Origin of the sequence: Flavobacterium sp. ZT3R18, from assembly GCF_007097385.1 — a bacterium.
Classification (GTDB): domain Bacteria; phylum Bacteroidota; class Bacteroidia; order Flavobacteriales; family Flavobacteriaceae; genus Flavobacterium.
Genome location: NZ_VJZS01000006.1, coordinates 1 through 26754, shown reverse-complemented (window position 1 = coordinate 26754; position 26754 = coordinate 1). Strand labels below are relative to the sequence as shown.

Here is a 26754-nt window from a genome sequence, read left to right as displayed (position 1 = left end):
AAACGGAATAAACGCTCTGAGAATCACTTAATTGAGTTTAAAAACTTTTAAGTTTGAAAATATAGCAAAGAGAAGGGCTTAAACTGATTTAAAGTTTAAGCCCTTTTATTTACAGGTAGTTTTTCAGTGCCCTCAATAAGAGGCAGCCTTTTTTTATATCAAAATTTCTATACTAAAATCATTTAAGCAACCAACTTGAACCCCGCGTAAAATAACATTATCGCAATAGCATTTCTAAGAAACAAATCAGGTACTTTTCCGCTCAACATACTACCAACATAAATACCCGGAAGAGAACCCATCAATAACTGCCCTAACAAAGCCAAATCCAAATTCCCCATTGTGGCGTGTCCTAATCCTGCAACAAGCGTAAGCGGCACAGCATGGGCAATTTCAGTCCCTACCAAACGTGGTGTCGGTAAAAGAGGATACAAAAAGAAAAGCGTAACCGTTCCTAACGCTCCAGCTCCAATCGAGGTAAGTGTTACAGTCACTCCCAATAGAACCCCAATGGCAACTGTTAGTAAATTTTGGGTTTTACTTTCGCTGTGAAATTTATCTCCAGCGTGTTTTTGTGAAAACACCAAGAGTTTCTTTTTGAATATAACAGCAACCGAGGTAAAAAGTAGCGCCCAACCCAAACTAAACTTTATAATAGCGTTCAGAGCCGTAACATCGGTATCTAAACTATGAAGTCCCCATAATGTTAGTAAAGCCGCTGGAATACTCCCAAGAGAAAGCCAACCTGTAATGCTCCAATTGATATTCTTTTTCTTGTTATGAACATAGATACCTCCCATTTTGGTAAAAGCAGCATACAATAAATCAGTACCAACGGCAGTTGTTGGAGGAATCCCAAACCACAATAAAATAGGAGTCATCAAAGAACCTCCTCCTACTCCAGTCATCCCAACTATAAAACCTACCACTAAACCCGCAACTATTAATCCTATTTGAAAATCCATAAAAAGATACTTTGATTTTTTTAGACAAAAATAAAGAAAACCACTAATACTACAGCCATCTTACCACCTCAACAATTACTATTCAGCTGCTTAACTTGGCTGTTTTAGCATAAAATAACAGCCGTAAAAATTCATCATTATACCTTTAAAAAGCAATTCATTATTAAAAAAGTTTTAAATTCGACTAAAATCGTAGAATTTCATTTTTTTTTCTAAAAAAACATAAAAATTCAACAATTACCCTATAGGCTCAATAGATTATATAGAATTAATGAAAAAATATAAAATAAAATAAATAAAATAAGAATTTACCTCTAAACTAAACACGGAAAAAGTTCGGCAGAATCTAAAATAGAACGATAAAACCTATTAAAAACAAACAAAACCGTCAGCATAAATAGCAATTATCGTTTCGATAAGCGAAGTAATGGTATAGAAAGTAAAGTCCTTTTTTGTAACTTTGCAGTTTTGAAACCCTACCAAGATGAATATCAAACTTATCGCCATCGGTAAAACCGACAATAAATCATTACAAACTTTGATTGACGATTATACCAAGCGATTGTCTTTTTATATCAAATTTGATTTGGAGATTATCCCAGATATTAAAAATGTAAAAAACTTATCCGAAAGTCAACAAAAAGAAAAAGAAGGCGAACTTATTTTATCTAAAATCACTCCAACAGACCAGCTTATTTTATTGGACGAAAACGGAAACACCTTTTCTAGTGTTGCCTTTTCATCCGAATTGCAAAAGAAGATGAACTCGGGTGTAAAAACATTGGTTTTCGTCATAGGCGGTCCTTATGGTTTTTCGGATACGGTTTATGCTAAAGCAAATGGAAAAATATCGCTTTCGGTAATGACTTTTTCGCATCAAATGGTGCGCTTGTTTTTTATCGAACAGTTATATCGTGGGTTTACTATTTTAAGAAACGAACCATATCATCATCAGTAAATAGTGTTCAGTCGCAGTTTTCAGTTTTCAGTCATACGTTATATTGATAATTTATCCTGTTTAAAAATTCTATTCTCCGCACTCAAAACACGCATACAAGACTTAAAATCAATTATTTACAACATAAAAAAACCAACAGTCAAAAAAAAAATAGTAACTTTACTATATTTTTATTAAATCAAGATACCATTTAATAATTATATTTTTTAATCGTTTATTAACTCAAGAAATATATAATTATGAAACCACTACTTCCATTTTTAGCTATTTTATGCGTGTTTTTTGGCGTCATTTCTTGTTCCAAAGATGATGACCCTGCTCCAGTTCCTACCCCAGTTATAGTAACTTTTACTACGGCATTAACGCCCGTTGCTGGTACTGGTTCAGCGGCATATGGTGATGCAAAACTCGAATTTAATCAGACTGCTAAAACATTTGAAATTACCGTAAACTTTTCAGGACTAACGGCTACAGCTGCCCATATACATGGAGCTGACGGAGCACCTGTATTTCCTTTAACTAACACAACTCCTCTAACTTCACCAATTAAGCTCTCTACTACAATAAATGATGCTCAAATAGTGGAACTTATGGCCAACCATTATTATGTAAATGTACACAGTGTTGCATTTCCAAATGGAGAAATAAGCGGAACACTTATCAAAACCGGAACCTCTGGCGGGGGCGGAGGCGGTGGTGGCTATTAATACCAAAAAAACCCGCAAAAAAAATGCCTTTCTAATCAAATAGAAAGGCATTAATTATTTAAAATAAAATCAATAGACAAACTCTTTATTATGATTTATCCAAATCCCTTTCTTTTTTACAACTAATTTTTTAATTAAAATTTTGTCTTGAATATATTCCCCGTAAGATAAATCCCTCGAAAAACAAAAAAAATAATTTTCTGACTTTATATCAATAAATTCAGTAATAAAATTTTCTAACTCATCATTCTTGATCATTAAACCTCTTACCCAAATTTTATTTTCTTTATCAAAATAGATTTTAACATCAAACTTCGGCTTTTCCATTTTATAATACACTTCCGTAAAAGGGATAAAGGCTAGATTTTTGCCAATACTGTCTGCATACGAATAATAATTGAGTGCCAATTCGTTTCGGTGTTCTTTTTCCTCCCGCTTCTTTTGTTGTAGTTTCATCACTTCTGGAATCACCAAACGCAAAGGCAAACGCTTGTCAATATTCAAAATCCAATTCGTGGTAATAATGCTGTTTTTTCTATTGACTTCGGCCAAAGTATCTTTGCCTTTTACTCTAAAAAAAATATAAATAGGCGAAAGATCAACCACCTCTTTTACAATAGTAGTATTCGACTTTGGCAATAAAACATCTTCCTTATTTCCACAAGAAACACATATCAACAGTACAATTCTAAGTAAATATTTTATCATTATAATTCCATTTTATTAAATAAACGAACACATTCTACCGCTTCTTTCACATCATGAACCCTAAGGATTTTTGCTCCCTTGGTCAAAGCAATCGTGTTCAAAACTGTGGTACCGTTCAAAGCCATTTCTGCATTCACTTCCAATGTTTTATATATCATCGATTTTCGCGAAATACCCGCCAATAAAGGCAATTCCAGCATTTGAAACAATTCTAATTTTTGCATGACTTCAAAATTTTGTTCCAATGTTTTGGCAAAACCAAAACCAGGATCTACAATTAAGTCATTTATTCCAAACGCTCTTGCAGCAGCAATGCGTTCCGAGAAATAGAAAATCATTTCTTTGATTATATCCTCGTACTGAGTAAACGTTTGCATGGTTTGTGGAGTACCTTTCATGTGCATCATGATATACGGAACTTTACATTCTGCAACGGTTTCCAGCATTTTATCATCTAAAATTCCTGCCGAAATATCATTGATAATGGCAGCTCCGTTTTCTATACAACGCTTTGCCACTGCCGCCCGAAAGGTATCTATAGACAATATAATATCTAGAAAATTCTTTTGTAGCAAATTCACAACGGGGACAATTCTCGAGATCTCCTCTTCTTCTGATACAAACTCGGCGTTGGGTTTGCTCGAATAGGCTCCCACATCAATAAAAGTAGCCCCTTCGGTTAGCATTTTTTCTACACGCTCCAGGAGTTCGGTTTCGTTGTTGTACTTCCCACCATCAAAAAAAGAATTGGGCGTTACATTCAAAATCCCCATTACTTTTGGCGTTGATAGATCTATGAGTTGTCCTTTACAGTTTATAGTCATATTTTTTAAATTTTTAATCGCAGTTTTTTGTAGCACTGTCAATCCTTATTCGATAATTTTAAATCTGCGTGAAAAAATAGGCACACAGATTTCGCAGGTTTACGCAGAAAATAATAAATTGAATTCCTGAAGATAGCTATACTTAAACGTTTTTACTCTGTCTTAAATTCAAGCTTCAATTTAAATCAAAAAAAAATCTTATTTTTGATGCAATTTTATACAAATATACACCAATAATGAAGAATACTTCGCAAGAATATGACAACGTGATTGCCCTTTGTCGCTCACTATTTATCAACAAAATGAAAGACTACGGTAGTGCTTGGCGCATTTTGAGGCTTCCGTCCCTAACCGATCAGATTTTCATAAAAGCCCAAAGAATTAGAAGTTTACAAGAGAATGAAATCCGTAAAATCGATGAAGACGAAACTGGCGAATTCATTGGCATCATCAATTATTCGATTATGGCGCTGATTCAATTGGAATTAGGCGTGGTCGATCAACCCGATTTAGATACCGAAAAAGCGACTCAATTATACGATGCTAAAGTTACTTTGACCAAGGAATTAATGGAAAACAAAAACCATGATTACGGGGAAGCTTGGCGCGAAATGCGAGTAAGTTCACTCACCGATTTGATCTTGCAAAAACTACTTCGTGTGAAACAAATCGAAGACAATAAAGGAAAAACCATTGTGTCAGAAGGAATTGATGCCAATTACCAGGATATGATTAATTACTCGATTTTCGCTTTGATTTTAATGGAGTTTAAGAAATAACAACTCATTAACAAAAATAAAAACACCTACATATATCTTTGTTTAAAATATAAAAAAATGAAAAACATCATTACCCAATTCTCCCGAATCTTTGTTGGTGTCCTATTTATAATCTCTGGATTAATCAAATTAAATGACCCAGTGGGATTCTCCTATAAACTAGCCGAATATTTTAGTGAGCCCGTATTCAATATGCCTTTTTTTGTTCCTTATTCCTTGGCTATAGCCTTATTTATAGTAATTCTAGAGGTAGTTTTGGGGGTGATGCTACTCATTGGTTATAAATCAAAACTAACAATTTGGCTGCTACTTTTATTAATTGTGAAGTTCACCTTTTTAACCTTCTATTCCGCTTATTTTGATGTGGTAAAAGACTGCGGTTGTTTTGGAGATGCTTTGCACCTTACGCCTTGGCAATCCTTTACCAAAGACCTTATTTTATTGTTTTTCATATTGATTCTCTTTATTAATATGAAATTGGTAAAGCCTCTTTTTTCTAGTAAAATTCAAAATAGTCTGGCAATACTAACTGTATTTCTTTGTGCTTTTATGGGGTATTGGGTAATAAACCATTTACCACTAAAAGATTTTCGCGCTTTCAAAGTGGGGAATAACATCCAGAAAGGGATGAGAATTCCTGACAATGCTCCAAAATCGGTAGTCGAAATGATTTTTATCTACAAAGTAAATGGTGTTGACAAAGAATTTACAGAGAAAAATTTGGCAAACATTCCAGCTGGCGCCACTTTTGTAGATCGAAAAGACAAAGTAATCACCGAAGGCTACGTCCCTCCTATTCATGATTTTGTAATGGAAAAAGACGGATCCGATTATAAAGAAGAGCTACTTGATGAACCTAAATTATTGATGGTGGTTGCCTATGATTTGGCTCTTGCCAATGTTGATGGTCTTGCAAAGATGGAGAAAATCAATAAAAACGCTTCCGCAAAAGGATATAAAGTGATCGGAATGACGGCTTCGGCACCAGAGGAAATCGCAAAAATAAAAAAACAATACGGACTAACTTTCAATTTTTATTTCTGTGATGCTATTCCGCTAAAAACAATCGAAAGAGCCAATCCTAGTTTTGTCATTCTAGAAAAAGGTACTGTAAAACAAAAAGTGCATTACAATGATGTTGATGACTTAGTTTTTGAGTAAACTGGTTTTCTATTAAAAAAAATAATTCAACCTTGCAGCAATCACATATTTCTGCAAGGTTTTTTTTATTCCTTAATGCTAATTGAATTTTTCTTTTTTTAATTTTGTAAAAAAAATAGTAACTATAACGATATTGCTAATACATTTAATGATTTTGACGTCAAAATTCTTAATTACACCTCTCCCTTTGTCAATTCTTTGGTTAACTTTGTGTAAATTATATATTAAATGAAAAAAACTGCCTTATTAATTATTGCTTTTGTAACATTTTCTTGTACTAATGCTCAGAAAACAGCGTTTTCTAAAAAAGCACTTTCCGAAACTTTGCTAACCACTGCTGGAAAACAAACCTCTTTTCAAAATATTCTAAAAAATTATAAAGGTAAAACTACCGTCATAGAAGTTTGGGCTTCATGGTGTGGCGATTGTGTAAAAGCAATGCCAAAAATAAAAGAATTGCAAGAACAAAATAAAAATGTTTCTTTTGTATTTCTCTCTATGGACAAAACTGCAGACAAGTGGAAAGAAGGAATTCAAAAGCATGAACTCAAAGGAGATCATTATATGGCCAATGATGGTATGAAAGGAGTTTTTGGACAAGCTATAGATCTTGATTGGGTTCCAAGATACATTATCATTGATCAAACTGGAAAAATTGCACTCTATCGCGCTATAGAAACTGATTTTGATCAAATAAATGCAACGCTAAAACAATTTCAATAGCAATGGGAATTTCAATGACAATTCCAATGGCAATGAAATTTGGAATTCTATTATTGCTTTTTTAAAACAATTATACAAATTTAAACACTACTAAAAACAACTAAAAAATGAGAAAGAAGATTGTAGCAGGAAACTGGAAAATGCATAAAAATGCAGCACAAACTAAAGAATTATTAAACGAATTATTATCTCAAATTCCAGCGGAAACCTCTGCACAAGTAATCGTTGCGCCAACATTTGTAAACTTGGCTTCGGCAGTCGAAAACTTAACACACTCTAATATATTTGTTGCTGCACAAAATGTACACCAAGCAGAAAGTGGTGCTTTTACAGGTGAAATCTCTGCGGAAATGCTTAAAAGCGTTGGAGTAAGCAATGTAATTTTAGGTCACTCAGAACGTAGAGCTATATTTCACGAAACAGATGCATTGATTGCAAGCAAAGTAAATACTGCTTTGCAACATGACATGACCGTTATTTTCTGTTTTGGAGAAGAGCTAAAAGATCGTCAATCTGGAAATCATTTTAATATTGTTGAGAACCAATTGAAAGACGGTTTATTTCATATAGAAGCCAAAGATTGGGAGAAAATTGTTTTAGCTTATGAGCCTGTTTGGGCTATTGGTACAGGAGAAACGGCTTCGCCAGATCAAGCACAAGAAATGCACCTATTTATAAGAGAAACGGTTCGTAAAGCTTTTGGAAGCGATATTGCAGAAGATGTTTCTATCATTTACGGTGGAAGTGTAAAACCAGACAATGCCAAAGAAATCTTCTCTAAACCAGATGTAGATGGTGGTCTTATTGGTGGTGCAGCTCTTAATGCAAAAGATTTTATTGCAATTGTAACTTCAATCTAAATAATAGTTTCTATTATTTTAAATTTACTTTTTAAGTAAACAACTAAATGAACCTGTTCTATAAATGAATAGGTTTTTTTTATTTTGCCTTACTTCAAAAATAGCTTTGCAAAACCTGAATTAAACGGAAACAATAAATTTGAATTTCATAGATAAATCCCGAAATTTGCCGAAAATAAATCCCTGTCATAAATCATAAAAACAGAACAAAAAACAACAATAAAAAATTTATGAAAGTCCCAAAAACGATTAAAAAAAAGTCCAATAAAATATGGCAAAAATGGTCTATTGCATTCCGAATCATTCCTATAATTCTATCAATTGCTGTTTTAAAAATTTTATCCCATAAGTTTGGCTTCGAGCTAATCGAATTAAACGCACTATTTACCAGTTTAATAGCGGGTACCATTTTCCTAATTGGGTTTCTTATCAGCGGTGTTCTTTCAGATTACAAGGAAAGTGAAAAATTACCTAGTGAACTTTCGGCTTCCATAAAAACACTATATGATGATGCCTATACCGTTTACAAAGGCAAAAACTCTCAAAATGCATTAGAATTTATCGAATTCCAAAAACAATTTATTCATTCTTTGATGGACTGGTTTTACAAAAGAGAAACAACAGTATCCGTTCTGGAAAAGATAAGCCAAATAAACGATTTTCTAATCGAATTAGATAACGAAGGCATTCAAGCAGGTTATGTTATCAAAATGAAAAATGAACAAAATAACATCCGAAAAATGGTTTTGAGAATTGATACCATCAGGGAAACCGACTTTATCGGATCGGCTTACGCCATTTTAGAAGCCATGGGGTTCCTAATTGCATTTTGCTTAATCATCATCAAAATCGACCCTTTTTATGCTTCCTTATTTTTTACCTTACTGGTTACCTTTTTAATCTCCTACATGTTTTTATTAATCAAAGATCTTGACAATCCTTTTGATTACGCCGAAAATGGTGAAAGTGGTACAGAGATTTCACTAAAACCCATTCACGACCTCATAAAAGTATTTGATAATCTCAAAAACAATTAGAACACAAAAAGCGGTATGAAATCATTTCTACCGCTTTTTTTATATATCAGAATCGCCTATCTCTAATAAGGTCTTACCACTTACGTTACTTTGATTACTTGCCTCTATATCAACACCATATAAGTTATAAATTCGTCAGTTCGATTCCGACAGTTATCGGAAGAGTAATAATTTGCGATAGAAAATTATTACGAAGTATCGAGAACCTTACGTTTCGAAGGCTTCTCGATACAATTTTAAACATTAAAGCTATCGCATTAATGTACAAAATCACTCGAAGTGACGATTGAAACAGCTCAACTTAATGACGTTTGTTTTTATCCCTCTTGCGAACACAACTCCTTTAGCTCTACACGATAAAATTCTTTATAAAATAGACTATTTAATATTAATAAAATCCTGCAACAAAGGGCAATTGTATTTCTTAAAAGTTTGGGTATTCCTATAAATAGAATTAAAACTATAAATCTCTTTTCCGTGATTAAAATTAGCATTTTCAACACCTAATAAATTGGTCGTTGTAGCAAAACTCACATAATCACATTCAAAAATCATTAAACTCGCCAAGGCTTTCTCTTCTTTACTTTTAGAAAGAAACAATACTTTTTGATAGTAACTTTTAGCCAAATTACAATTGAAATAATTCCCGTTTTGATACTTCTTTTCGCGTTCCGATCGATTACCTCCAAAAATATAATCCGAATATTCATCACCAAAACTACTCGTCCAACCATACGAAGTCATCATCCAGGCATTTCCCCAATACGAAACATTAAAAAAAGCATGAGCCAATTTTAGGTTACTTTCTGCCGTGTTTTTCTTTTTAAGTTCCAAGAGTGTTTTTACAAATTCGGCTTTATTAAAAACATAATCAAACTTCCTTTCTTTGGTGCTGACCAGTATTTTAGGAAAAAACGGATCCTCGTTCAAAAAGTTTTTAAACTCATAATTTCGAATCCAAAAATTCTTCGGCATTTCCGCAAAAGTTTTGTACGCCAATTCCAAATTAGAATCCCTAAAAGCAATCGTACCTTTCAAATCTCGATATACATTGATATCGGCAGTCGTCGTTCCTGTACAAATGTAGTTTTCAAAAGGCGTTTTGTCCTTTTTTGTAATCAGAGCCATCAAATTATCCATGTCTTTTATCGTAGCAAAACGATCAAAATAGCCCAAATAATTATAGAAATAGGGATAAAACCCCCAACCATCCTCGTCATTCGCTTTCTTAGTATTCGATTTTAGAAATAACAATCCAGCAGTGGCTTCATCTCCTTTTTTGGCATATTCCACAGCTACAATTCTATAAAAACTATACATACTTTTAAAAAGGCCGTGATCTAGATCTACCGCATTTTCAATCGAATTAAAACAGTCAAACAACAGTTTTTTTGTCCCCTCACTCTGAATATCATTTTGTTTCAAAGCCACCAAAGCCAACTGGATTTTAGACTGCAACGCAATAGAAGCATTGGCCTCTTTTGAAATCATATTCACGTATTTCTTCCCCAAATCTACTTGGTCCTCAATAAAACATAACTGCGCAATAGCCGAATAAAGGTAATCCTGCTGCTCCCCCTTAGCCGAAGTCGCAATTTCTGTAAAAAATAGTCTCAGCTCTTTTAAATACCCCATATCCTTGGCGTAATTTTTGGCTTTCGCTTTCTCATAATCTTGATACCATTCCTCATTATCCAAAACAACCGAAGGGCTGCTTTGAGTGTATTTGGGAGTAAAAATCCAATCTTCCAGTTTATTGACCTCTCTCCCTACCAAAAAACTAAAATAAACCGAATCGGGATTGTACCCATAAATCTGTTTCAAAGTTTCCAGTTGTGGCGCGGGATTACGCATACATTCGAGCGCAAGAATATTTCCTTTTTCGGTATCGTTTTGAGCATAACTCAAAGTTTGCGCAGTCAAAGTACGATCATAATGTTGCATCACAGCGTTGGTTTTCTCATCGCAGGAAACAAAAACTTGACTCAAATAATAGTTTTGTAACGCTTGGTTATCTGCACACAACGCTCTAAAATACAAAGCCCAAGGTGTCAAAATAGTATTGGGTTTAGTCGCAAAATAAGTCTCGTACAACCGAGTCACTTCTTGTGGCTTTCCATCGTAATAACTCATTCGAAGCAACAAAAAAGCATAACGCTGCTTCAAGAACCCATCCTTGGTCGAGCTTAGTTTTTTATCATAATCCCCCAAAGTGGCTACGAATTTATTTTCCGAATCGTATCCGTAATTCAGATTATTCCAAGTTTCCCATTTGTACCCGCCCATATTGTTGTACTCTAGTTTTTTGGCAAAAACCAAATAGTCTAGAAACTTTTTGTTTTTAGATAGTAAAAGTTTCCCAACAAAAGTATTCTTTGCAAAAACAGTGGCAAGCGATTTCGATTGATACGCCGACTGAAATACCTCCGAATCCGTTTCGTACAGAATCGCGTACACATCATCTGGATTGATGTCTAGACTCAATTGCTTTTGCCATTCAAGACAATTTTGCTTTTGATCTAGTGTCGAAAAAACATTGGGAGTCGCATAACTATCTGCCGAATACGTCAAAAACCGAAGTTTCAAAAAATCGTTCCGTTCCGCACGGAATAATGCCAATCGCGAAATCTCGGGACTTTCAGACCAACCGCAAGCCAGAGCACCATTAAACCCTAATAAAAAAAATAAAAGGCTAAAAAAGCGAATAATAGTTGGATATATTTTCAATTCCATAATCGTTAATGTATTTTTTATCAAATGAAAAAAAGGTCACTTTGGTTTGATCGGTAATCGTAATTTTAGATTTCAAGACTCCAATCATCTTTTTGATTTCGACATCCGAGATTTTCTCAATCCGAATCTCGTCTCCATTTCTAAAATAAGAATCGCCAATCAAAATATCATCTTGAAACACGTAGCGACTCGCACTCACTTTCTTAAAACGAAGCGTATCTGTCACAAAAGCATCATAATCAGACAAAATCCCCTTAAACTGATTCCCTCTAAAAACCACCGACCAACTGTACAACGGCAATGCCAAATCCAACGGCAATGCATACCCATCCTGAGTAATATAATCCTCGACTTCTTTGCTCGTGCCAATAGAATTTTCGGTGGTATGATCCGTAGGACTCGTCAAGTTATAACACATCAGCAAGCCTTTATCCACAGGCGGAATCCCCGCTTTCTCCCTGTATTTGTACTGCCAAAGCCGTACCGTAGCCGAAAGTGCATACTGCGGAAAACTCAATTTCAGCCTTTGCAAGAGATAGAAATAGTTCTTCTTCGACTTTTCAGACCAATCACAATCGATTAAAATCTCCTTGCAATTCAGCTTTATTTTCCCCTTCTCGATTTTAGCAATAGAATCCGTATTGAGCCAAACTTTATGATTAGCAGCCCCCGAATCATATTTTTCATGGGCTATTTTATACGCCTTTTCACGAGCCTGTTCCGTTTGATATTCTTCCATCACAGTTGCAACCCTGTTTTTTATGCGATCAGCCAGCGAGTCCAGCTGCTTTTTACTGGCTAGAAGCACCACCTCATTCGTCACAAAAATACTAGGCGTAATCTCCAGTTGCTCCACATCCCAATTCACAGAACGTACCGTCGCCACGGGTTGCGGTTCGCTGGCATAAGGATTCCAATCCACATCAAAAAACCGAACATACAGGTGTTTTACCCGCATCGATTTTACCAAGGAATCATCCGTTGAATTTGCATCGTGAGTGGTTTTCCAGTAACAAAAAGACCGCACCACCTCTGGTTTCACCCCTCTACCACTCACTAAAATCACAAACAAAAAAGAGATCAAAATTGCTTTTTTCATAAGTTACTATAACTGTTTATACCAAGGCGAAATTAATACTAATTCCTTTATATTTCACCCCCAATCCCTAAAAATTAAAAGCCTTTTCCGACCATTTTCAATCCAAATTCACATCATCTTTTGGGCAAGACTTCGGTAGCTAGCTTCTATCCCTCTTGCGAGCACAACAACCTCATTACTAAATAAGAAAACCTAAAATTTACATCAACATTACCAAACAAAAAAGAATGTTTTTTTTTAATGCAAAATAGCTTGACATTCTTATTGGTAAGTAAAATCATTGGTTATAAATAAAAATTGATTCCTTAAATAAAAACTATTTTATACATTTACACGCAACCTTACTTTATAAGTGAGAAATATCATTCTATCACAAAATCACCTAAAACAAGGTAGATCTATGCTATTTTGTGACGGGTACCAGACCTATACGAGTTAGCAATAATTATTAACAAAAAACGAATTAAATTAAAATGAATAATTGTAGAAAATGTGATACTAAAATACTCGAAAACTACTGTTCCAATTGTGGACAGTCAGCTATAGTAAAGAAATTGGACTTCCATTACATTTCTCACGAAATTCAACATTTATTTCATCTTGAAAAAGGTTTTTTTCTTATAACAAAAGAATTATTAATTAGACCGGGTAAAGTCGTAAGAGAATACATTCTTGAAGACAGAGTCAAGCAGGTTAAACCGGTAATTTTTCTGATTTTTGCTTCACTGATTTTTACAATTGTCGTGCATTATTTTCACCTTAGCTATCAATATCTCAGTATAAATGATATGCAGTTAAAAGAAAAAAATATTGATTTGACATTCGTAGATAATTGGTTATAAGCACATCTAGGCTATACAAATTTAATCTTAGGACTTTTCATTGCATTATGGGTTAAACCTATTTTTAGAAAGCCAAAATACAATATTGTTGAAATCACAGTTTTATTATGCTATGTTATAGGCGAAGGAATGCTTATATCATCAGTATTTTTAATTGGAATGGGTATAACCAAAAATTTTACTATTGGAAATTTGGTTGGGCCTACTTTAATTATTTACACTATCTGGGCAATTGGACAATTTTATGGGGAACGAAAAATAATTAATTATATTAAATCGGGTATCGCTATTGTTTTAGGTTTTTTATCATTCATAACAACACTATTGATTATCGGAACGTTAATAGTGAAAATTAGCCATCACTAATCAAGTAGATGGTTCCTCCAAAAACTAACGGACGGAGCCCTTTCACAACACCATAACAGCTCTTCAAAGAAGGTAACATATCCTTCATATTCCAAAGCCCATTACAAGCAGTCCTAAAATAGTTGAAAAAATTCAAAAAAGGATTGCATCCTATTGTTACCTTTGCAAAAAAATTTAAACATGTCAAACATTTATATCGGGTATCATTTTACCATAGAACCAAAAGAGTTGGGTTCGGAAATTTTAATTGCAGAGTTGGGCGAAAAAGCTTTTGAAAGTTTTACTGAAACCGAAACTGGAATTTCTGCTTTTGTACAAAAAGACCTTTGGGACGAAATGATATTGGATGGTATTCAAATTTTAGATTCAGAAGAATTCAAAATCGATTATACTTTTGAAGAAATCGAGCAAGTAAACTGGAATGAAGAATGGGAAAAAAACTTTGAGCCGATAGATGTAGAGGGAAATTGTCATGTACGCGCCCCTTTCCATCCGAAAACCAATGCCGAATTTGATATTATAATCGAACCAAAGATGAGTTTTGGCACAGGACATCACGAGACGACACACATGATGATCCAACATTTATTAGAAATAGATGTTACTGGCATGAAAACACTAGACATGGGTTGCGGAACTGCGATTCTTGCCATTCTTGCCGAAATGAAAGGAGCTCAACCTATAGACGCTATTGATATTGACAACTGGTGTTATTTGAACTCTATAGAAAATGCCGAACGCAATAATTGCAAGCACATTACCGTTTATGAAGGTGATGCCGCTTTACTGAAAGACAAAAAATACGATTTAATCATAGCCAACATCAACAGAAACATTTTGCTAAACGATATGCAAAGTTATGTAGATTGTCTAAATCCAAAAGGAACCATACTCTTTAGCGGTTTTTACGAAGAAGACATTCCGTATATCGATGCATCTTGCACCGAAAAAGGATTAACCTATGTTAAAAAATTTCAAAGAAACAACTGGGTATCATTAAAATACGTAAATTAGACATAGTTTTTTTATTATCAACAGAAGTACAAAACCTAAAAACATGAGTACCAAAGAAAAAATAAGAGAAAGAGTAAAAGTAGAAGATGTAACTACTATCAATAACGAAATAATAGTGTACAATGATGATGTGAATACTTTTGACCACGTTATCGACACTTTAATTCGGGTTTGTGGTCACACCGCCATTCAAGCAGAACAATGTTCGCTAATAGTACATTACAACGGAAAATGTACCGTAAAAACAGGCGAATACGATAAGTTAAAAGCACAATGCACCAGATTACTGGCTGCTGGCTTAAATGCCGAAATAATATAAGTTATACCATTTCCAAAAAATGAGTTTTTGATGAAACCTATTTAAGATATCACCAATCTTAAATAGGTTTTTTTTTATTGTTTGTCAGTATCAAAACTGAAAAATATTTCCGACAATGGCTACAAACAAAAAAATATCATTATTAAATACACAAAACAAAATGTAAATATTAATCAAACCTCATAACAATACCAACAATTATTTTATATTTGAAAAAAAATATCCCAAAAATGGAAGAATACGGTAAAATTTTAGTTTTTGTTATGCCTATTTTTTTGATCTTAATTGTAATCGAAAAAATATACGGTCATTATAAAGGAGAAGACACAGCTCCAACTATGGATTCAGTATCAAGTGTAAGCTCTGGAATGGTTAATTCTGTAAAAGATGTTTTAGGTCTTAGCATTACTCTTATTTCTTATCAATGGTTTGAAAGTAAGTTTGCCATAATGCATTTGGAATCCAACCTTTTGGCCTATATCATCGGATTTATAGTTATTGATTTTTATGGTTATTGGAGTCATCGCTTGTCCCACCAAATTAATTTTTTATGGAACAAACACGCCATTCACCACAGCAGCGAAGAATTTAATCTGGCTTGTGCTTTGCGCCAAACGGTTTCCAGTTTTGTCAATCTATTTACTTTTTTATTGATTCCTGCAGCACTATTGGGTGTACCGCCAAAAGTAATTGCCATTATACTTCCTATCCATTTATTTTTACAGTTTTGGTACCATACCAAGCACATCAAAAAAATGGGTTTTCTGGAAAAAATACTCGTTACTCCCTCCCACCACCGCGTGCATCATGCCATCAATCCCATTTATATGGACAGAAACCATTCGCAAATATTCATTATTTGGGATAAAATCTTCGGTACTTTTCAAGAAGAATTAGATACTGTCCCTCCAGTTTTTGGCATTACGAGACCCGCTCAAACGTGGAATCCCTTCCGCATTAATTTCCAACACCTCTGGTTATTGATTACCGATGCCTGGCGAGCCGAAAAATGGAAAGACAAACTCACCATTTGGTTCAAACCTACAGGTTGGAGACCTGAAAACTTTGAAGAAAAATACCCAGTAAACAAAATTACCAATGTTTATGCGTTTGAAAAATACGGCGCACAACATTCTAATAAATTAATGTATTGGTCTTTATTCCAAGTCATAACCACATTATTATTCATTACCTATATGTACAAATCAATAGCAATTATTGGTTTACCCAACGTATTTATTTATGGTGCCTTTATTTTCTTAACCGTTTACAGCTATACCGAATTGATGGATACTCGAAAAATAGCAGTATTTTGGGAAGGGATTCGGTTTCTATTTGGCATCGCTATTATCGTTTATCTTGGTGATTGGTTTGGAATGAACACACTATTTCCTTTTGCTAGTTCGATTATAATAGGTTACCTTGTTCTGTCATTGTTCATTACCATTTACTTTGTAAACAGCAATTTTAAAACAAAAAAAATTGCAATACCAATCTCATAAATAACTGCATGAAAACATCTTTACTTCTCAAAACTTATATTGGTTTTACCGTTCTTTATCTTATTATCCTTTTCCTCAATTTAGAGGGATTCGATTGGTATATGAAGCCTCTTTTGCTTCCTATTTTACTAGTGGCTGTTGCTGTTGCTGAAAGTTTTCCCACCAAAAAAATTCTGTTAATGGCATTGACTTTTTCCTGGATAGGCGACATTATTCTATTATTTACAGACAAAGGTGAACTGTATTTCATCTTCGGACTAGTGGCTTTCCTCCTATCCCATGTGGTTTATATTGTACTTTTTAGCAAACAACAAAACACGAGAACCAACGATAAAAAAGAGGTGTTCTGGTTGGGAAGTCTAGCCATACTGACCTATTTCTTTATCATGATCAACACTTTATTTCCTAAACTGGGTGCTCTAAAAATTCCCGTTTTGGTCTATGCCCTTGTGATTACCACGATGCTTTTCTTTGCTTTCAAAGGCAGTTTAAAATGGTCCATACCCGCAAATAATTACATTCTTATCGGAGCCATTGTATTTGTGAGTTCGGATAGTATTTTGGCTTTCAATAAGTTTTATGCTCCTATAACACATGCTTCGTTTTTCATTATGGCTACCTATTGCATGGCGCAATATTTAATCGTGAAAGGGATTTTAAAGTTGAATGGGGTGAAATAAAAATGTCATTTAGGGCGTGCCACCATTAAGAAAAGAGGCCAACTATAGATACCGCTTATTCGGCCTCTTTCCTTAATGCTGTCGAGCTATCCGCGCTACTTCGGTAGCTAGCTTCTATCTCTCACGCTCACGTAGAACAAGACATTCATTCAAATAACACAACTCCCAAAAAAAAGCATTTTCCGATTAGAAAATGCTTTTTTCATAAAAGATTGTTAGGATTAATGAGGTAATTTACTTCTCAAAGCGCCATAAATAACAGTACCAATCAATGCACCAATAAGTACAATAATTACAGGCAGAAATCCTGCTCCAATCAATATAAAAATAGGTCCGGGACAAGAACCTACCAATGCCCAACCCAATCCAAAGGAAATCCCTCCTACCAAATATCTGATAGAACTATTTTCTTTATCCAAAATTTCAATAGGCAGGCCATTTATATCTTTGATGTTTTTCCTTTTGATGATTTGAACACCAATAACCCCTGTTGCAACGGCAACCCCAATGATTCCGTACATGTGAAAGGATTGAAATTGAAACATTTCGTAAATACGGTACCAAGAAACCGCTTCGGATTTTGTGAGAACAATTCCAAAAAGGAATCCAACGAGAAAATATTTTAATACATTCATAGTCTAAAAAAGTAAGGGTAATAAAAAATGAGCCATAATCAATCCGCCAATAAAGAAACCAATAACCGCTTTCAAAGAAGGCAATTGCAAATTACTTAACCCCGAAATGGCATGTCCCGATGTACATCCGCCAGCATAACGCGTTCCGAAACCAATTAAAACCCCACCAATAAGAAGGATGAAAATACTTTTGGGTGATTGCCAAACTTGGCTTCCAAATAAGGCGTCGGGCATTAATTGACCATTGGGAGCATCGATACCCATCTGGGATAATTGCACTATCGTTTTGGGATTGATACTAACATTAGAAGGATCCCCCATAAAATGAACGGCCACAAACCCTCCTGCCATAGCGCCTAGCACTACTAGAAAATTCCAGCGATTGGCTTTCCAATCAAAATTAAAATAGTCAATCCGTTTTCCCAATCCCGTCATGGAGCATAACGATTGAAGATTGGTTGACATACCAAAATTCTTTCCGAAATAAATGAGAGACAGCATTACCATCCCGATTAAAAACCCCGATACATACCAAGGCCATGTTTGAAAAATAATATTCATAGTGTTTCTTTTTGAACAAAGATAAAAAGGATAAAGCAATCCTAATGTGAGAAATGTTACATTTGTAAAAACAATAAGATTCTAACACGAATTCAATGGGAGAAAAATTTTGCCACGTCCCGATGGTTATCGCGATTCACGAATTGTCACAAATTATATTCAATTTTAAAATTGAATTGCACAAATTTTATCTGGTTTAAAGAAATTTGTAAAATTAAAACACTCCGTTTTTCGTGTAAATTAGCGCATCCCGATAACCATCGTGGCTACCTTGTTTTTTAATAATTTCCAAAACTAACTCAATTCGTGGTAATAGTAATAATATCAATCATAAAGTTCAATATCCAACTAAATGATACTTACCATTTGATTAATTTTGGAATAGCAACTAAACCTTTAAATTAGAATAATAATAATAATAATCAACTCTAAACACATGAAAAAAACAGTTCTTTTTATTGCTTTACTACTTATTATAACTTCATGCGGAAGTATTAAATCTTCTTTAAAAAACATAGACAATAGTGCTCCTGAGCCTGTTGTGGGTAAAAACAATTCCTTTATTATTACACAATACAGCAAAGACAAAAAATACGGTTATGATAAAGATTACCCGATCAATATCTACTACAGAGGTACCAAAAATGACACGATCAACCAAAAGTATTTCTTGAATGCTTTGGCTGGACCAAAAGGAGAAAAAATTACCTATACCAAAATGGAAAACTGTTGCCCATTCCCAACCAAAAACAGTGACATGGGAGCAGGTTTTCTGGATGTGTACGAGTTGAACTGGGAAGGCTTGAAAAAACCAGTGATTTTATATTTGAACATCTACGAAAGAGGATTGTTGATGATTCCGGTTGGTCTTAGTTTGAAGAAAATATAATTGAAATTTAAAGATTGAAGATTAACGATTTTTGATTTCAGATTTGGTGTTGGTGAAAATTAAGATTTTCGATTTTACAAGGTTTACCCCATCTTAAATCAAAAATCGTTAATCAAAAATCAGCAATCATTTTGTCAATTAATCCTTAACCTTAATGACATTGAGCGATAGCAAACTGGCGAAGTAATCATTCAAAAAATATTTACAAAAAGTAATTAGGAAATCGTAATTCCTAACTACCTTTGCACTTTCAAAAAAACACACCTTATGAACATACATCATATTCCACAAATCAAACATACTGAGAGCGGTAACTTCTTTTTACTGGCTGGCCCATGTGCTATTGAAGGCGAAGAAATGGCGATGCGAATTGCAGAAAAATTAGTAGGCATTACCGATAAATTACAAATTCCTTATGTTTTTAAGGGGTCATTTAAGAAAGCAAATCGTTCTAGAATAGATAGTTTCTCTGGAATTGGAGACGAAAAAGCACTTAAAATACTAGAAAAAGTTTCTAAAACTTTTGGTGTACCAACTGTTACCGATATTCATACTAATGAAGATGCGGTTATGGCTGCAGAATACGTAGATGTGTTGCAAATTCCAGCATTTCTTGTTCGACAAACGGATTTAGTGGTGGCTGCTGCCAATACCGGAAAAATAGTGAACCTGAAAAAAGGGCAATTCATGAGTCCAGAAAGCATGAAACATGCGGTTCAAAAAGTATTGGATTGCAACAATCAAAACGTGATGGTTACGGATCGCGGGACTATGTTTGGCTACCAAGACATGATTGTAGATTACCGTGGGATTCCTACTATGCAGCAATATGCTACAACGGTTCTAGATGTTACCCATTCGTTACAACAACCCAACCAAACGGCAGGTGTAACTGGCGGAAGACCCGATATGATTGAGACTGTTGCCAAAGCTGGTATTGCTGTAGGTGTAGATGGAATCTTTATAGAAACTCATTTTGACCCAGCAAATGCTAAAAGTGATGGTGCCAATATGTTACATTTAGATTACTTTGAAGCGCTAATGACCAAATTGGTTGCTATTAGACAAACCATAAATCAATTTTAAATTTAAACAGAATACATTGAAAACAAGCTTTTTACACATTGCCTTTTTAGCTCTTTTTACATCTATTAGCGCTTTTGCCCAAGAGGACATATCGACTACTGAAAGATACACTGCACACAACAAAGGGAAGTTATTTGCACATTGGGGAGGAAATAGAAGTTATTACACCACTTCTGATTTACATTTTGAAGGAGAGGGATACAATTTTACAGTAGAAAATGCACAATCTCATGATTTACCAAAAGGTTGGAATATCGATTATATTAAGCCTGGAAAGTTAACTTCATCACAGACCAATTGGAAAATCGGGTATTTTTTCCACGACAAATTTAATGTTTCTATTGGGGTTGATCACATGAAATATGTGATGACTCAAAATCAAACAGCGATGATTAATGGAACTATTAATTTGCCTTTGGCTGAAGTCGGTTCTCAATTTAACGGAACTTACAATAACAAACCAATAGATTTAACTGACGGTAAATTTTTAAAGTTTGAACATACAAATGGATTAAATTATGTCTTTACTGAAGTAGCTTATTACACAGATATCTCTTCAATTTTTGGCATTTCAAATACCGATATCTTTCAACTAAATTTGACACAAGGAGTAGGAATGGGATTATTGATTCCGAGAACAGACGCTACAGTTTTACAAAAACCAAGACACGATGAGTTTCATATTTCAGGATACGGTTTTTCTGCTGATGCTGGTTTAAATTTTACTTTCTTCAAACATTTTTACATGCAAACCGAATTAAAAGGTGGTTATATTAACATGACAGATGTAAGAACAACTTATGAAAATGATCATGCTCAACACCATTTTTGGTACGGAGAAACTATCGTTTCTTTTGGAGGCATCTTTAGACTATAATTCTTTTAATACCTGAAATCAAAATCTCCTTCGGGGGATTTTTTTATTTATACAAAGTTGCTGCTTCTCGTATCACATCTTCCAATACAGTATTATCTATCTCCTCTAAACCAAAATAACGAAGTGACTTTACGGTATTCCTTTTTTCGTCAACAAGGCAATCTTGATTTCTATTTAATTGAAATCCGCGAGCAAAACCAGCATCTACAAAACCTTTTTTATGATTGGGAGCCAAATAACAAAAAGGCTTTTTCTTATAATAAAAATATGGAATTCCCCATTTGAATAACAGTTCCAATTCAGGAATAGCCCGTTCAAACACACTTATTAAGTGTAAAACTATTGATTGATACTTTTCGGGTTGGCGGTAGATGTATTCGTCTGTTATTTTCATTATATAAAAATAATTAAAAAATATTGGTATTCTTAAATATTATCCTTTACTTTGCAATTCAAAGTACTTTATAAATGGAAGATAAATATTTACAAGACATTAGCGACATCAAAAACATGATGAACAAATCCTCACAGTTTATCTCATTGAGTGGTTTGGCTGGGGTAATGGCTGGCGTATATGCTTTGATTGGCGCCTATATTGCCCATGAATTGATTCAGAATAATAACAATGGTTACGATAATTACAGCAATACAGACGCTATCATTACTTTAGAAAGCACCACTTTCAAGCTTATTATTTTAACAGCTTTTGTTGTATTACTTTTGTCGATCACTACTGCTGCATTACTAACCTTTAATAAAGCAAAAAGAGAAGGAGAAACAGTATGGAATACCGCTTCAAAAAGGCTCTTGGCCAACTTTATGATCCCACTAGTTACTGGAGGGATTTTTGGTTTGTTATTGTTACGAAACGGAAGCTATGGTTTAATAGCGCCAGTCACTTTAATTTTTTACGGATTGTCTTGTGTAAACGCCAGTAAATACACGCTCAGAGATGTTCGCTATCTAGGAATTACAATTATCATTCTTGGTCTTATTGCTACCGAATTATCTGGTTATGCCTTAGAATTTTGGGCTTTGGGTTTTGGAATTTGTCATATCCTTTATGGTAGTATGATGTATTTTAAGTACGACAGAGAGTGATTTTAGATTTTAGATTTTAGATTGCAGATTTTAGATTTTGGATTTTGGAAGTAGAATTCAACAAGAACAAATATGAAAAAGACAAAGTATATTTTTGCGACAGTTACCTTTCTGATGAGTTTTGGATGTGCTTTATTCATTGCCAATTCGATGTTTGGGAACATTCTTTTTGGCACTCGAGCCGTTAGCGTATTAGATAAAATACAAGAGGGCGATATGATTTTTCAAACTTCTCAATCCAAACAGTGTGAAGCGATTCGGATTGCAACGAACTCCAAATTTTCTCACTGTGGTATTGTCCTTATTGCGAAGGGCAAAAAATATGTTTTTGAAGCCGTACAACCCATAAAATATACTCCGCTCGAAGCCTGGATTACCCACGGAAAAGAGAACCATTTTGTGGTAACAAGACTAAAAAATGCATCGGTAGTTTTGAATCCTGAAACGATTCAAAAAATGAAGACCTACGGAAACCAATTGAAAAATAAAGATTACGATCTGTATTTTGAATGGTCTGACGATAAAATATATTGTTCCGAATTGATCTGGAAAATATACAAAAACGGAGCTGGAATCGAATTGTGTCCACTCCAAAAATTAAAAGATTTTAATCTAAAAGACACTAGAGTTCAAGCTATATTAGCCGAAAGATATGGAAATAATATTCCACTTGAAGAAAGCGTAGTTGCGCCATCAAGCCTTGAAAACTCTAAAATAGTAACCACCATAATTGATACTTACTAAGATTTGAAAAACATTATTCAAAATATAAATAAAGCTTTTGATCATCGCATACGACTTGGAATCATGTCGGTTTTGATGGTCAATGAATCGGCCGATTTTAGTACTTTGAAAGAATTACTGGGCGTTACTGACGGCAATCTGGCCAGTCACACCAAAGCCTTAGAACTGGAAAATTACATTGCCATTGAAAAACAATTCATAGGTAAAAAACCAAATACAAGCTACAGAACAACCAAAGATGGCCGCAAAGCCTTCCAAGATCACATTACAGCACTCGAAAAATTAATACAGAAACGATAACCTATTTTTTTAATCATTTACTTTGAAATTCAAAGTACTTTTAAAATCTAAAATCATGCAAACCACCCTAACCCAAGAAGAACCTTTTGAAGCCAGAACTGCTACAGAACTTGCTGTTGGCTGCTTTACCATTGGCACACTATTTTTCACTCTTTTTCTAACGCTGCAGGACACTTCTTTTATTTTTATCATTGGGTGCATCTTTATTATTCTGGCTTTACCGCTCAATGCCATAATGCTCACTCATCTACTATACTCTTTTTACATTTTACCTCAACGGCGGAAATACATTAGAGTAAAAATTATAATTCTATTGAGCAACGTTCCCATCGCATTCGTATACTTCAATATTCTAAAAACACTTCAACTATTATAATTCTTAACTGTAAAAATCCAAATATGGAAACACCAAACCGAACAAAATCCTATTACAAATGGGCTTTTTCTAATGAATTGGCTATCGGTTCATTTGCCATTGGAACTTTACTGCTTCTTGCATACAAAGCCATACCTAATAAGAACATGATCTTTATGATCGGTTTATGTTATGTCTTTTTTGCAATCGTCATTAATTCTATAATGCTACTTTATCTCATTTTCCTTTGTATCATTTTACCTGATGAACGAGAAAATTTAGCGCTAAAAATCATCCTTTTATTGTGCAATATTCCTGTTGCAACACTATACCTCTATAGCATTATCACTAATTACTAAACAACAAAAAACATGGAAACACCAGAAAATCAAAATCCCACTCCAACCCCTTTTTTTCAATCGAATACTGCCAAAATGATCATGGTAGGATTGCTAACACTCCTTTTGCTTATTCCTCTGGAATTTGTCAAAAGCTTGATATTCGAACGCTCCAATCGTCAGGAAGAAGTCATCACCGAAATCAATGACAAATGGGGCGAAAGCGTCTTTTTCTACGGCCCAATATTAAAAGTCCCTTACACTACTTTTGATGAAACGCTATCCATCAACCAAAAAACGAATGAAACGGTAAAACAACGAAAAGCCATTACCAAATACGCCTATTTCTTCCCAGAAGATTTGAAAGCCAAATCTAATGTTACGACCAAAGTGCTCAATCGAAATAACTATGAATCGGTGGTGTACAGCTCCAAAATGAATTTTGAAGGTCATTACATTCAGCCCGACTTTAGCAGCAAAAATATCCCAACCGAAAATATTCAATGGAACAAAGCTACTATTTTGATAAAAACCACTAATCTGAAAAGCATCAAAGACGAAGTGAAAATCAATCTTGGCGGAAACAAATTCACTTTTGAACCCGTTTACAGCACCAACTTAAACGATACTACACAAGCCTTAGAAACGGGTTTTATCGACTTGAAAACTGTTTTAAAAACCGACAAAACCAACTTTGGTTTTGACATTACCTACAATGGAAGCAAACAAATAAAAATAGTTCCTATTGGCAAAACCACACAGCTAAACATGCAATCCAACTGGAGTTCACCGAGTTTTACTGGCAATTTCCTTCCCGATGATAAAACAAAAAAAATAGATGCCAACGGTTTTATGGCCAATTGGAAAATCCTTCACATCAACAGAGCCTTTTCGCAACAATTCTTTGAAATTTTACCCGATTTAGGCACCTATGCTTTTGGAGTCGATTTTGTGATTCCCGTAAACCAATACCAACAAAACGAAAGAGCCGCAAAATATGGCTTTCTAGTAATTGGCTTAACGTTTTTGATTTTCTTCCTAATCCAATCGATTAGCAAAATCAGGATTCATATTTTTCAATATTCAATGATTGGGTTGGCACTGATTTTATTTTACACCTTACTAATTTCCATCACCGAGCACAGCAGTTTCATGAAAGCCTACTTAATCGCGGCAACGGCAGTCATCACATTGATATCGCTATACTCCGTTTCGATCCTAAAAGGCCGTAAATTCCCCATGTTTATTGCCGCATCGCTCACAGGATTATACACCTTTATCTATGTCATTATTCAACTGGAAAACTATGCCCTATTGGTGGGAAGCATCGGTTTATTTGGTATACTCGCAGCCGTAATGTATTTCTCCAGAAAAATTGATTGGAATAAATAAAGGGGAATAAATAAATTTTTATCCTGAGCATAGCCGAAGGGAGGAGCTATTCCTGCTATCCGCTTGTATCTTTTTGTCTCGTAAAAAAACGAGACAAAAAGAATACCGCTGCAAACGAAGTTCACTGAACTCCAATTAAAATAAAAGTGTAGTGAAGTAATCAGGGCTAGGGGCATTCCGTTTTTCAACAATATTATTTTTAAAATAGATTAATTAATTCGGCATGCATTCTCTACAAAGTTTATCGAAGTATTAGGAGGATGTTACAAGAAACGTGGAATTTTATTGTTACAATTGTTTATTTTGCATTAAATACCCAGTTAGCTGTTTGATTTTATCTCCTTCAAAATGAAATACATCACAAAACATAGCATCCAAGAGTTCACCGTTTTTCATTTGGCAGGTTACTGAACCTTCGGCAACTACAATATTGCCTTCTTCAACCATTCGAATTAATGTAATTTTAGGTTTACCTGTAAAAGCATCGTTTTCTATTTCTTTATCAAATGCCTCCTTACCTACTTTATAGAAAAGTCCCGACATTTCCCAAACCACATTGTCTGTCAAACAGGATAAAATTTGACCATGATCGCCTTTTCTAAAACCTTCCATATAGTTTTCTATTACTTTTTTATTGCTCATGTTGCTGTCTTTTGAATGGTTGGACATTCTTTACTATTGATTTTTTTAACCCAAACATTTTTTATTGTTTTATAAAATTACCAATTTTATGTTATACCTAACCCGTTGGGTGTAATTCTGTTTAAATAAAAAATGAACCACATAGACACATAGATTTATATGACTGTCCGTAACTCATACCAAGAGTCTAAATATTGAAAATATACTTTACGTCTCTGCGACTTTACGTGAAATTGGGCTCGCAAAGTCGCAGAGACGCAAAGAACAGAAAGGATAAAGTTTGTGAAAAACATTCAACAACTAATTTATTCTGTGAAATGGTACTAGTCACGAATAGTCATATAGATTTATAACTAATAATTAAAGAATGAATAGAAAATAATACTTTTTTCACATAGATTGACTATGTAAAAAGTAAAACATCTATCAAACTCTTTTCAAATACTATAAATTATGTGTTCCTATGTGGTAAAAAAACAAACTGCTTATCCCCTTTACACATGTAGCTCTGTTTTTTCTTTGGTTAGCTCATTAATTGGGGTAGGATTCGTTGAAAC

At 34.3% G+C, this 26754-nt stretch carries 31 protein-coding genes; 21 read left to right on the top strand and 10 right to left on the bottom strand.

The features are described 5' to 3' along the window. Positions 1-182 precede the first annotated feature (182 nt). On the bottom strand, positions 183-965 hold the full coding sequence (locus tag FNW52_RS08440) for a sulfite exporter TauE/SafE family protein (RefSeq protein WP_143377022.1): 783 nt from the start codon (positions 963-965) through the stop codon (positions 183-185). Positions 966-1449: 484 nt separating this feature from the next. Here FNW52_RS08440 and rlmH point away from each other — a divergent pair, with 484 nt between their 5' ends. Together rlmH and FNW52_RS08430 are read left to right on the top strand one after the other, a co-directional pair. After that, on the top strand, positions 1450-1923 hold the full coding sequence (gene rlmH, locus FNW52_RS08435; RefSeq protein ID WP_143377021.1) for a 23S rRNA (pseudouridine(1915)-N(3))-methyltransferase RlmH: 474 nt from the start codon (positions 1450-1452) through the stop codon (positions 1921-1923). A gap of 239 nt (positions 1924-2162) precedes the next feature. Then, a complete protein-coding gene (locus FNW52_RS08430; RefSeq protein WP_143377020.1) occupies positions 2163-2630 on the top strand; it encodes a CHRD domain-containing protein in 468 nt (155 codons plus the stop codon). 69 nt (positions 2631-2699) lie between these two features. Here the strand turns inward: FNW52_RS08430 and FNW52_RS08425 are convergent, their stop codons facing one another. After that, the gene (locus tag FNW52_RS08425; protein ID WP_255515528.1) at positions 2700-3338 is read right to left on the bottom strand and encodes a hypothetical protein; all 639 of its coding nucleotides are present in this window, start codon (positions 3336-3338) and stop codon (positions 2700-2702) included. Next, positions 3338-4162: a dihydropteroate synthase gene (gene folP / locus FNW52_RS08420; protein ID WP_143377019.1), complete on the bottom strand. Its 825-nt coding sequence runs from the start codon at positions 4160-4162 to the stop codon at positions 3338-3340. The genes FNW52_RS08425 and folP overlap by 1 nt, the downstream gene beginning before the upstream one ends. A 236-nt stretch (positions 4163-4398) precedes the next feature. On the opposite strand from folP, the gene FNW52_RS08415 reads away from it, so the two are divergent. From FNW52_RS08415 to FNW52_RS08395, 5 genes are all read left to right on the top strand, one after another. Further along, entirely contained in the window at positions 4399-4941 is a 543-nt protein-coding gene (locus FNW52_RS08415; RefSeq protein WP_143377018.1) for a DUF1599 domain-containing protein, read from the top strand. Positions 4942-4998: 57 nt separating this feature from the next. Further along, positions 4999-6102, top strand: coding sequence for a BT_3928 family protein (locus FNW52_RS08410; protein ID WP_143377017.1), 1104 nt, complete (start codon positions 4999-5001; stop codon positions 6100-6102). Positions 6103-6330: 228 nt separating this feature from the next. Continuing rightward, positions 6331-6825, top strand: coding sequence for a TlpA disulfide reductase family protein (locus FNW52_RS08405; RefSeq protein WP_143377016.1), 495 nt, complete (start codon positions 6331-6333; stop codon positions 6823-6825). A gap of 107 nt (positions 6826-6932) precedes the next feature. Further along, on the top strand, positions 6933-7685 hold the full coding sequence (gene tpiA, locus FNW52_RS08400) for a triose-phosphate isomerase (RefSeq protein WP_143377015.1): 753 nt from the start codon (positions 6933-6935) through the stop codon (positions 7683-7685). Between the two features lie 230 nt (positions 7686-7915). Beyond that, entirely contained in the window at positions 7916-8722 is an 807-nt protein-coding gene (locus FNW52_RS08395) for a hypothetical protein (RefSeq protein WP_143377014.1), read from the top strand. Between the two features lie 378 nt (positions 8723-9100). On the opposite strand, the gene FNW52_RS08390 is transcribed toward FNW52_RS08395, so the two are convergent. Both FNW52_RS08390 and FNW52_RS08385 read right to left on the bottom strand, forming a co-directional pair. After that, positions 9101-11455, bottom strand: a complete 2355-nt coding sequence (locus FNW52_RS08390; RefSeq protein ID WP_143377013.1) for a hypothetical protein — start codon at positions 11453-11455, stop codon at positions 9101-9103. Continuing rightward, positions 11415-12554 carry a hypothetical protein gene (locus FNW52_RS08385; protein WP_143377012.1) on the bottom strand — a complete coding sequence of 380 codons (1140 nt, stop codon included), beginning with the start codon at positions 12552-12554 and terminating at the stop codon, positions 11415-11417. Before FNW52_RS08385 ends, FNW52_RS08390 begins: the two co-directional genes overlap by 41 nt. Before the next feature lie 473 nt (positions 12555-13027). Here FNW52_RS08385 and FNW52_RS21285 point away from each other — a divergent pair, with 473 nt between their 5' ends. From FNW52_RS21285 to FNW52_RS08355, 6 genes are all read left to right on the top strand, one after another. Beyond that, positions 13028-13396 (top strand): DUF3667 domain-containing protein, encoded by a 369-nt coding sequence (locus FNW52_RS21285; RefSeq protein WP_143377011.1) that lies wholly within the window; start codon positions 13028-13030, stop codon positions 13394-13396. Between the two features lie 129 nt (positions 13397-13525). Beyond that, positions 13526-13762, top strand: coding sequence for a hypothetical protein (locus FNW52_RS08375; RefSeq protein ID WP_143377010.1), 237 nt, complete (start codon positions 13526-13528; stop codon positions 13760-13762). 180 nt (positions 13763-13942) lie between these two features. Beyond that, positions 13943-14776, top strand: coding sequence for a 50S ribosomal protein L11 methyltransferase (gene prmA, locus FNW52_RS08370; protein ID WP_143377009.1), 834 nt, complete (start codon positions 13943-13945; stop codon positions 14774-14776). Positions 14777-14819: 43 nt separating this feature from the next. After that, positions 14820-15095: an ATP-dependent Clp protease adaptor ClpS gene (locus FNW52_RS08365; protein WP_143377008.1), complete on the top strand. Its 276-nt coding sequence runs from the start codon at positions 14820-14822 to the stop codon at positions 15093-15095. A 230-nt stretch (positions 15096-15325) separates the two neighbouring features. Next, complete coding sequence (locus tag FNW52_RS08360) at positions 15326-16597, top strand: sterol desaturase family protein (protein WP_143377207.1); 1272 nt, start codon at positions 15326-15328, stop codon at positions 16595-16597. Between the two features lie 8 nt (positions 16598-16605). Beyond that, positions 16606-17277 carry a lysoplasmalogenase gene (locus FNW52_RS08355; RefSeq protein WP_143377007.1) on the top strand — a complete coding sequence of 224 codons (672 nt, stop codon included), beginning with the start codon at positions 16606-16608 and terminating at the stop codon, positions 17275-17277. A gap of 221 nt (positions 17278-17498) precedes the next feature. Here FNW52_RS08355 and FNW52_RS08350 read toward each other — a convergent pair whose 3' ends face one another. Next, positions 17499-17912, bottom strand: a complete 414-nt coding sequence (locus FNW52_RS08350) for a DUF6691 family protein (RefSeq protein ID WP_143377006.1) — start codon at positions 17910-17912, stop codon at positions 17499-17501. A gap of 3 nt (positions 17913-17915) precedes the next feature. Beyond that, a complete protein-coding gene (locus FNW52_RS08345; protein ID WP_143377005.1) occupies positions 17916-18473 on the bottom strand; it encodes a YeeE/YedE family protein in 558 nt (185 codons plus the stop codon). Between the two features lie 436 nt (positions 18474-18909). Here FNW52_RS08345 and FNW52_RS08340 point away from each other — a divergent pair, with 436 nt between their 5' ends. From FNW52_RS08340 to FNW52_RS08330, 3 genes are all read left to right on the top strand, one after another. Then, a complete protein-coding gene (locus FNW52_RS08340; RefSeq protein WP_143377004.1) occupies positions 18910-19362 on the top strand; it encodes a 2-dehydro-3-deoxyphosphooctonate aldolase in 453 nt (150 codons plus the stop codon). A 267-nt stretch (positions 19363-19629) separates the two neighbouring features. Then, positions 19630-20448: a 3-deoxy-8-phosphooctulonate synthase gene (gene kdsA, locus FNW52_RS08335; RefSeq protein WP_143377003.1), complete on the top strand. Its 819-nt coding sequence runs from the start codon at positions 19630-19632 to the stop codon at positions 20446-20448. A 16-nt stretch (positions 20449-20464) separates the two neighbouring features. Then, a complete protein-coding gene (locus tag FNW52_RS08330) occupies positions 20465-21325 on the top strand; it encodes a hypothetical protein (RefSeq protein ID WP_143377002.1) in 861 nt (286 codons plus the stop codon). 43 nt (positions 21326-21368) lie between these two features. Here the strand turns inward: FNW52_RS08330 and FNW52_RS08325 are convergent, their stop codons facing one another. Then, positions 21369-21719 (bottom strand): DUF1801 domain-containing protein, encoded by a 351-nt coding sequence (locus tag FNW52_RS08325; protein WP_143377001.1) that lies wholly within the window; start codon positions 21717-21719, stop codon positions 21369-21371. 74 nt (positions 21720-21793) lie between these two features. Between FNW52_RS08325 and FNW52_RS08320 the strand changes: the two genes are divergently transcribed. The 3 genes from FNW52_RS08320 to FNW52_RS08310 all read left to right on the top strand — a co-directional run bounded on the left by FNW52_RS08320 (position 21794) and on the right by FNW52_RS08310 (position 23470). Further along, a complete protein-coding gene (locus tag FNW52_RS08320) occupies positions 21794-22426 on the top strand; it encodes a hypothetical protein (protein WP_143377000.1) in 633 nt (210 codons plus the stop codon). A 72-nt stretch (positions 22427-22498) separates the two neighbouring features. Then, positions 22499-23170 (top strand): YiiX family permuted papain-like enzyme, encoded by a 672-nt coding sequence (locus FNW52_RS08315; protein WP_143376999.1) that lies wholly within the window; start codon positions 22499-22501, stop codon positions 23168-23170. Between the two features lie 3 nt (positions 23171-23173). Beyond that, positions 23174-23470, top strand: a complete 297-nt coding sequence (locus FNW52_RS08310; protein WP_143376998.1) for a transcriptional regulator — start codon at positions 23174-23176, stop codon at positions 23468-23470. Between the two features lie 9 nt (positions 23471-23479). Here the strand turns inward: FNW52_RS08310 and FNW52_RS08305 are convergent, their stop codons facing one another. Beyond that, positions 23480-23662, bottom strand: coding sequence for a hypothetical protein (locus FNW52_RS08305; RefSeq protein WP_143376997.1), 183 nt, complete (start codon positions 23660-23662; stop codon positions 23480-23482). 207 nt (positions 23663-23869) lie between these two features. Here FNW52_RS08305 and FNW52_RS08300 point away from each other — a divergent pair, with 207 nt between their 5' ends. Beyond that, the gene (locus FNW52_RS08300; protein WP_143376996.1) at positions 23870-24184 is read left to right on the top strand and encodes a hypothetical protein; all 315 of its coding nucleotides are present in this window, start codon (positions 23870-23872) and stop codon (positions 24182-24184) included. Positions 24185-24196: 12 nt separating this feature from the next. Further along, positions 24197-25555, top strand: coding sequence for a cell envelope integrity protein CreD (gene creD, locus FNW52_RS08295; RefSeq protein WP_143376995.1), 1359 nt, complete (start codon positions 24197-24199; stop codon positions 25553-25555). 288 nt (positions 25556-25843) lie between these two features. Here the strand turns inward: creD and FNW52_RS08290 are convergent, their stop codons facing one another. Beyond that, a complete protein-coding gene (locus tag FNW52_RS08290; RefSeq protein WP_221933391.1) occupies positions 25844-26197 on the bottom strand; it encodes a nuclear transport factor 2 family protein in 354 nt (117 codons plus the stop codon). Positions 26198-26754 lie beyond the last annotated feature (557 nt).

What these genes read in the sequence shown, in the direction of transcription:
- FNW52_RS08440 (WP_143377022.1), bottom strand. Translation starts at nt 965, where the DNA reads ATGGATTTTCAAATAGGATTAATAGTTGCGGGTTTAGTGGTAGGTTTT.
- rlmH (WP_143377021.1), top strand. Translation starts at nt 1,450, where the DNA reads ATGAATATCAAACTTATCGCCATCGGTAAAACCGACAATAAATCATTA.
- FNW52_RS08430 (WP_143377020.1), top strand. Translation starts at nt 2,163, where the DNA reads ATGAAACCACTACTTCCATTTTTAGCTATTTTATGCGTGTTTTTTGGC.
- FNW52_RS08425 (WP_255515528.1), bottom strand. Translation starts at nt 3,338, where the DNA reads ATGATAAAATATTTACTTAGAATTGTACTGTTGATATGTGTTTCTTGT.
- folP (WP_143377019.1), bottom strand. Translation starts at nt 4,162, where the DNA reads ATGACTATAAACTGTAAAGGACAACTCATAGATCTATCAACGCCAAAA.
- FNW52_RS08415 (WP_143377018.1), top strand. Translation starts at nt 4,399, where the DNA reads ATGAAGAATACTTCGCAAGAATATGACAACGTGATTGCCCTTTGTCGC.
- FNW52_RS08410 (WP_143377017.1), top strand. Translation starts at nt 4,999, where the DNA reads ATGAAAAACATCATTACCCAATTCTCCCGAATCTTTGTTGGTGTCCTA.
- FNW52_RS08405 (WP_143377016.1), top strand. Translation starts at nt 6,331, where the DNA reads ATGAAAAAAACTGCCTTATTAATTATTGCTTTTGTAACATTTTCTTGT.
- tpiA (WP_143377015.1), top strand. Translation starts at nt 6,933, where the DNA reads ATGAGAAAGAAGATTGTAGCAGGAAACTGGAAAATGCATAAAAATGCA.
- FNW52_RS08395 (WP_143377014.1), top strand. Translation starts at nt 7,916, where the DNA reads ATGAAAGTCCCAAAAACGATTAAAAAAAAGTCCAATAAAATATGGCAA.
- FNW52_RS08390 (WP_143377013.1), bottom strand. Translation starts at nt 11,455, where the DNA reads ATGGAATTGAAAATATATCCAACTATTATTCGCTTTTTTAGCCTTTTA.
- FNW52_RS08385 (WP_143377012.1), bottom strand. Translation starts at nt 12,554, where the DNA reads ATGAAAAAAGCAATTTTGATCTCTTTTTTGTTTGTGATTTTAGTGAGT.
- FNW52_RS21285 (WP_143377011.1), top strand. Translation starts at nt 13,028, where the DNA reads ATGAATAATTGTAGAAAATGTGATACTAAAATACTCGAAAACTACTGT.
- FNW52_RS08375 (WP_143377010.1), top strand. Translation starts at nt 13,526, where the DNA reads ATGCTTATATCATCAGTATTTTTAATTGGAATGGGTATAACCAAAAAT.
- prmA (WP_143377009.1), top strand. Translation starts at nt 13,943, where the DNA reads ATGTCAAACATTTATATCGGGTATCATTTTACCATAGAACCAAAAGAG.
- FNW52_RS08365 (WP_143377008.1), top strand. Translation starts at nt 14,820, where the DNA reads ATGAGTACCAAAGAAAAAATAAGAGAAAGAGTAAAAGTAGAAGATGTA.
- FNW52_RS08360 (WP_143377207.1), top strand. Translation starts at nt 15,326, where the DNA reads ATGGAAGAATACGGTAAAATTTTAGTTTTTGTTATGCCTATTTTTTTG.
- FNW52_RS08355 (WP_143377007.1), top strand. Translation starts at nt 16,606, where the DNA reads ATGAAAACATCTTTACTTCTCAAAACTTATATTGGTTTTACCGTTCTT.
- FNW52_RS08350 (WP_143377006.1), bottom strand. Translation starts at nt 17,912, where the DNA reads ATGAATGTATTAAAATATTTTCTCGTTGGATTCCTTTTTGGAATTGTT.
- FNW52_RS08345 (WP_143377005.1), bottom strand. Translation starts at nt 18,473, where the DNA reads ATGAATATTATTTTTCAAACATGGCCTTGGTATGTATCGGGGTTTTTA.
- FNW52_RS08340 (WP_143377004.1), top strand. Translation starts at nt 18,910, where the DNA reads ATGAAAAAAACAGTTCTTTTTATTGCTTTACTACTTATTATAACTTCA.
- kdsA (WP_143377003.1), top strand. Translation starts at nt 19,630, where the DNA reads ATGAACATACATCATATTCCACAAATCAAACATACTGAGAGCGGTAAC.
- FNW52_RS08325 (WP_143377001.1), bottom strand. Translation starts at nt 21,719, where the DNA reads ATGAAAATAACAGACGAATACATCTACCGCCAACCCGAAAAGTATCAA.
- FNW52_RS08320 (WP_143377000.1), top strand. Translation starts at nt 21,794, where the DNA reads ATGGAAGATAAATATTTACAAGACATTAGCGACATCAAAAACATGATG.
- FNW52_RS08315 (WP_143376999.1), top strand. Translation starts at nt 22,499, where the DNA reads ATGAAAAAGACAAAGTATATTTTTGCGACAGTTACCTTTCTGATGAGT.
- FNW52_RS08305 (WP_143376997.1), bottom strand. Translation starts at nt 23,662, where the DNA reads ATGATAAAAATAAAAGAAGTGTCCTGCAGCGTTAGAAAAAGAGTGAAA.
- FNW52_RS08300 (WP_143376996.1), top strand. Translation starts at nt 23,870, where the DNA reads ATGGAAACACCAAACCGAACAAAATCCTATTACAAATGGGCTTTTTCT.
- creD (WP_143376995.1), top strand. Translation starts at nt 24,197, where the DNA reads ATGGAAACACCAGAAAATCAAAATCCCACTCCAACCCCTTTTTTTCAA.
- FNW52_RS08290 (WP_221933391.1), bottom strand. Translation starts at nt 26,197, where the DNA reads ATGAGCAATAAAAAAGTAATAGAAAACTATATGGAAGGTTTTAGAAAA.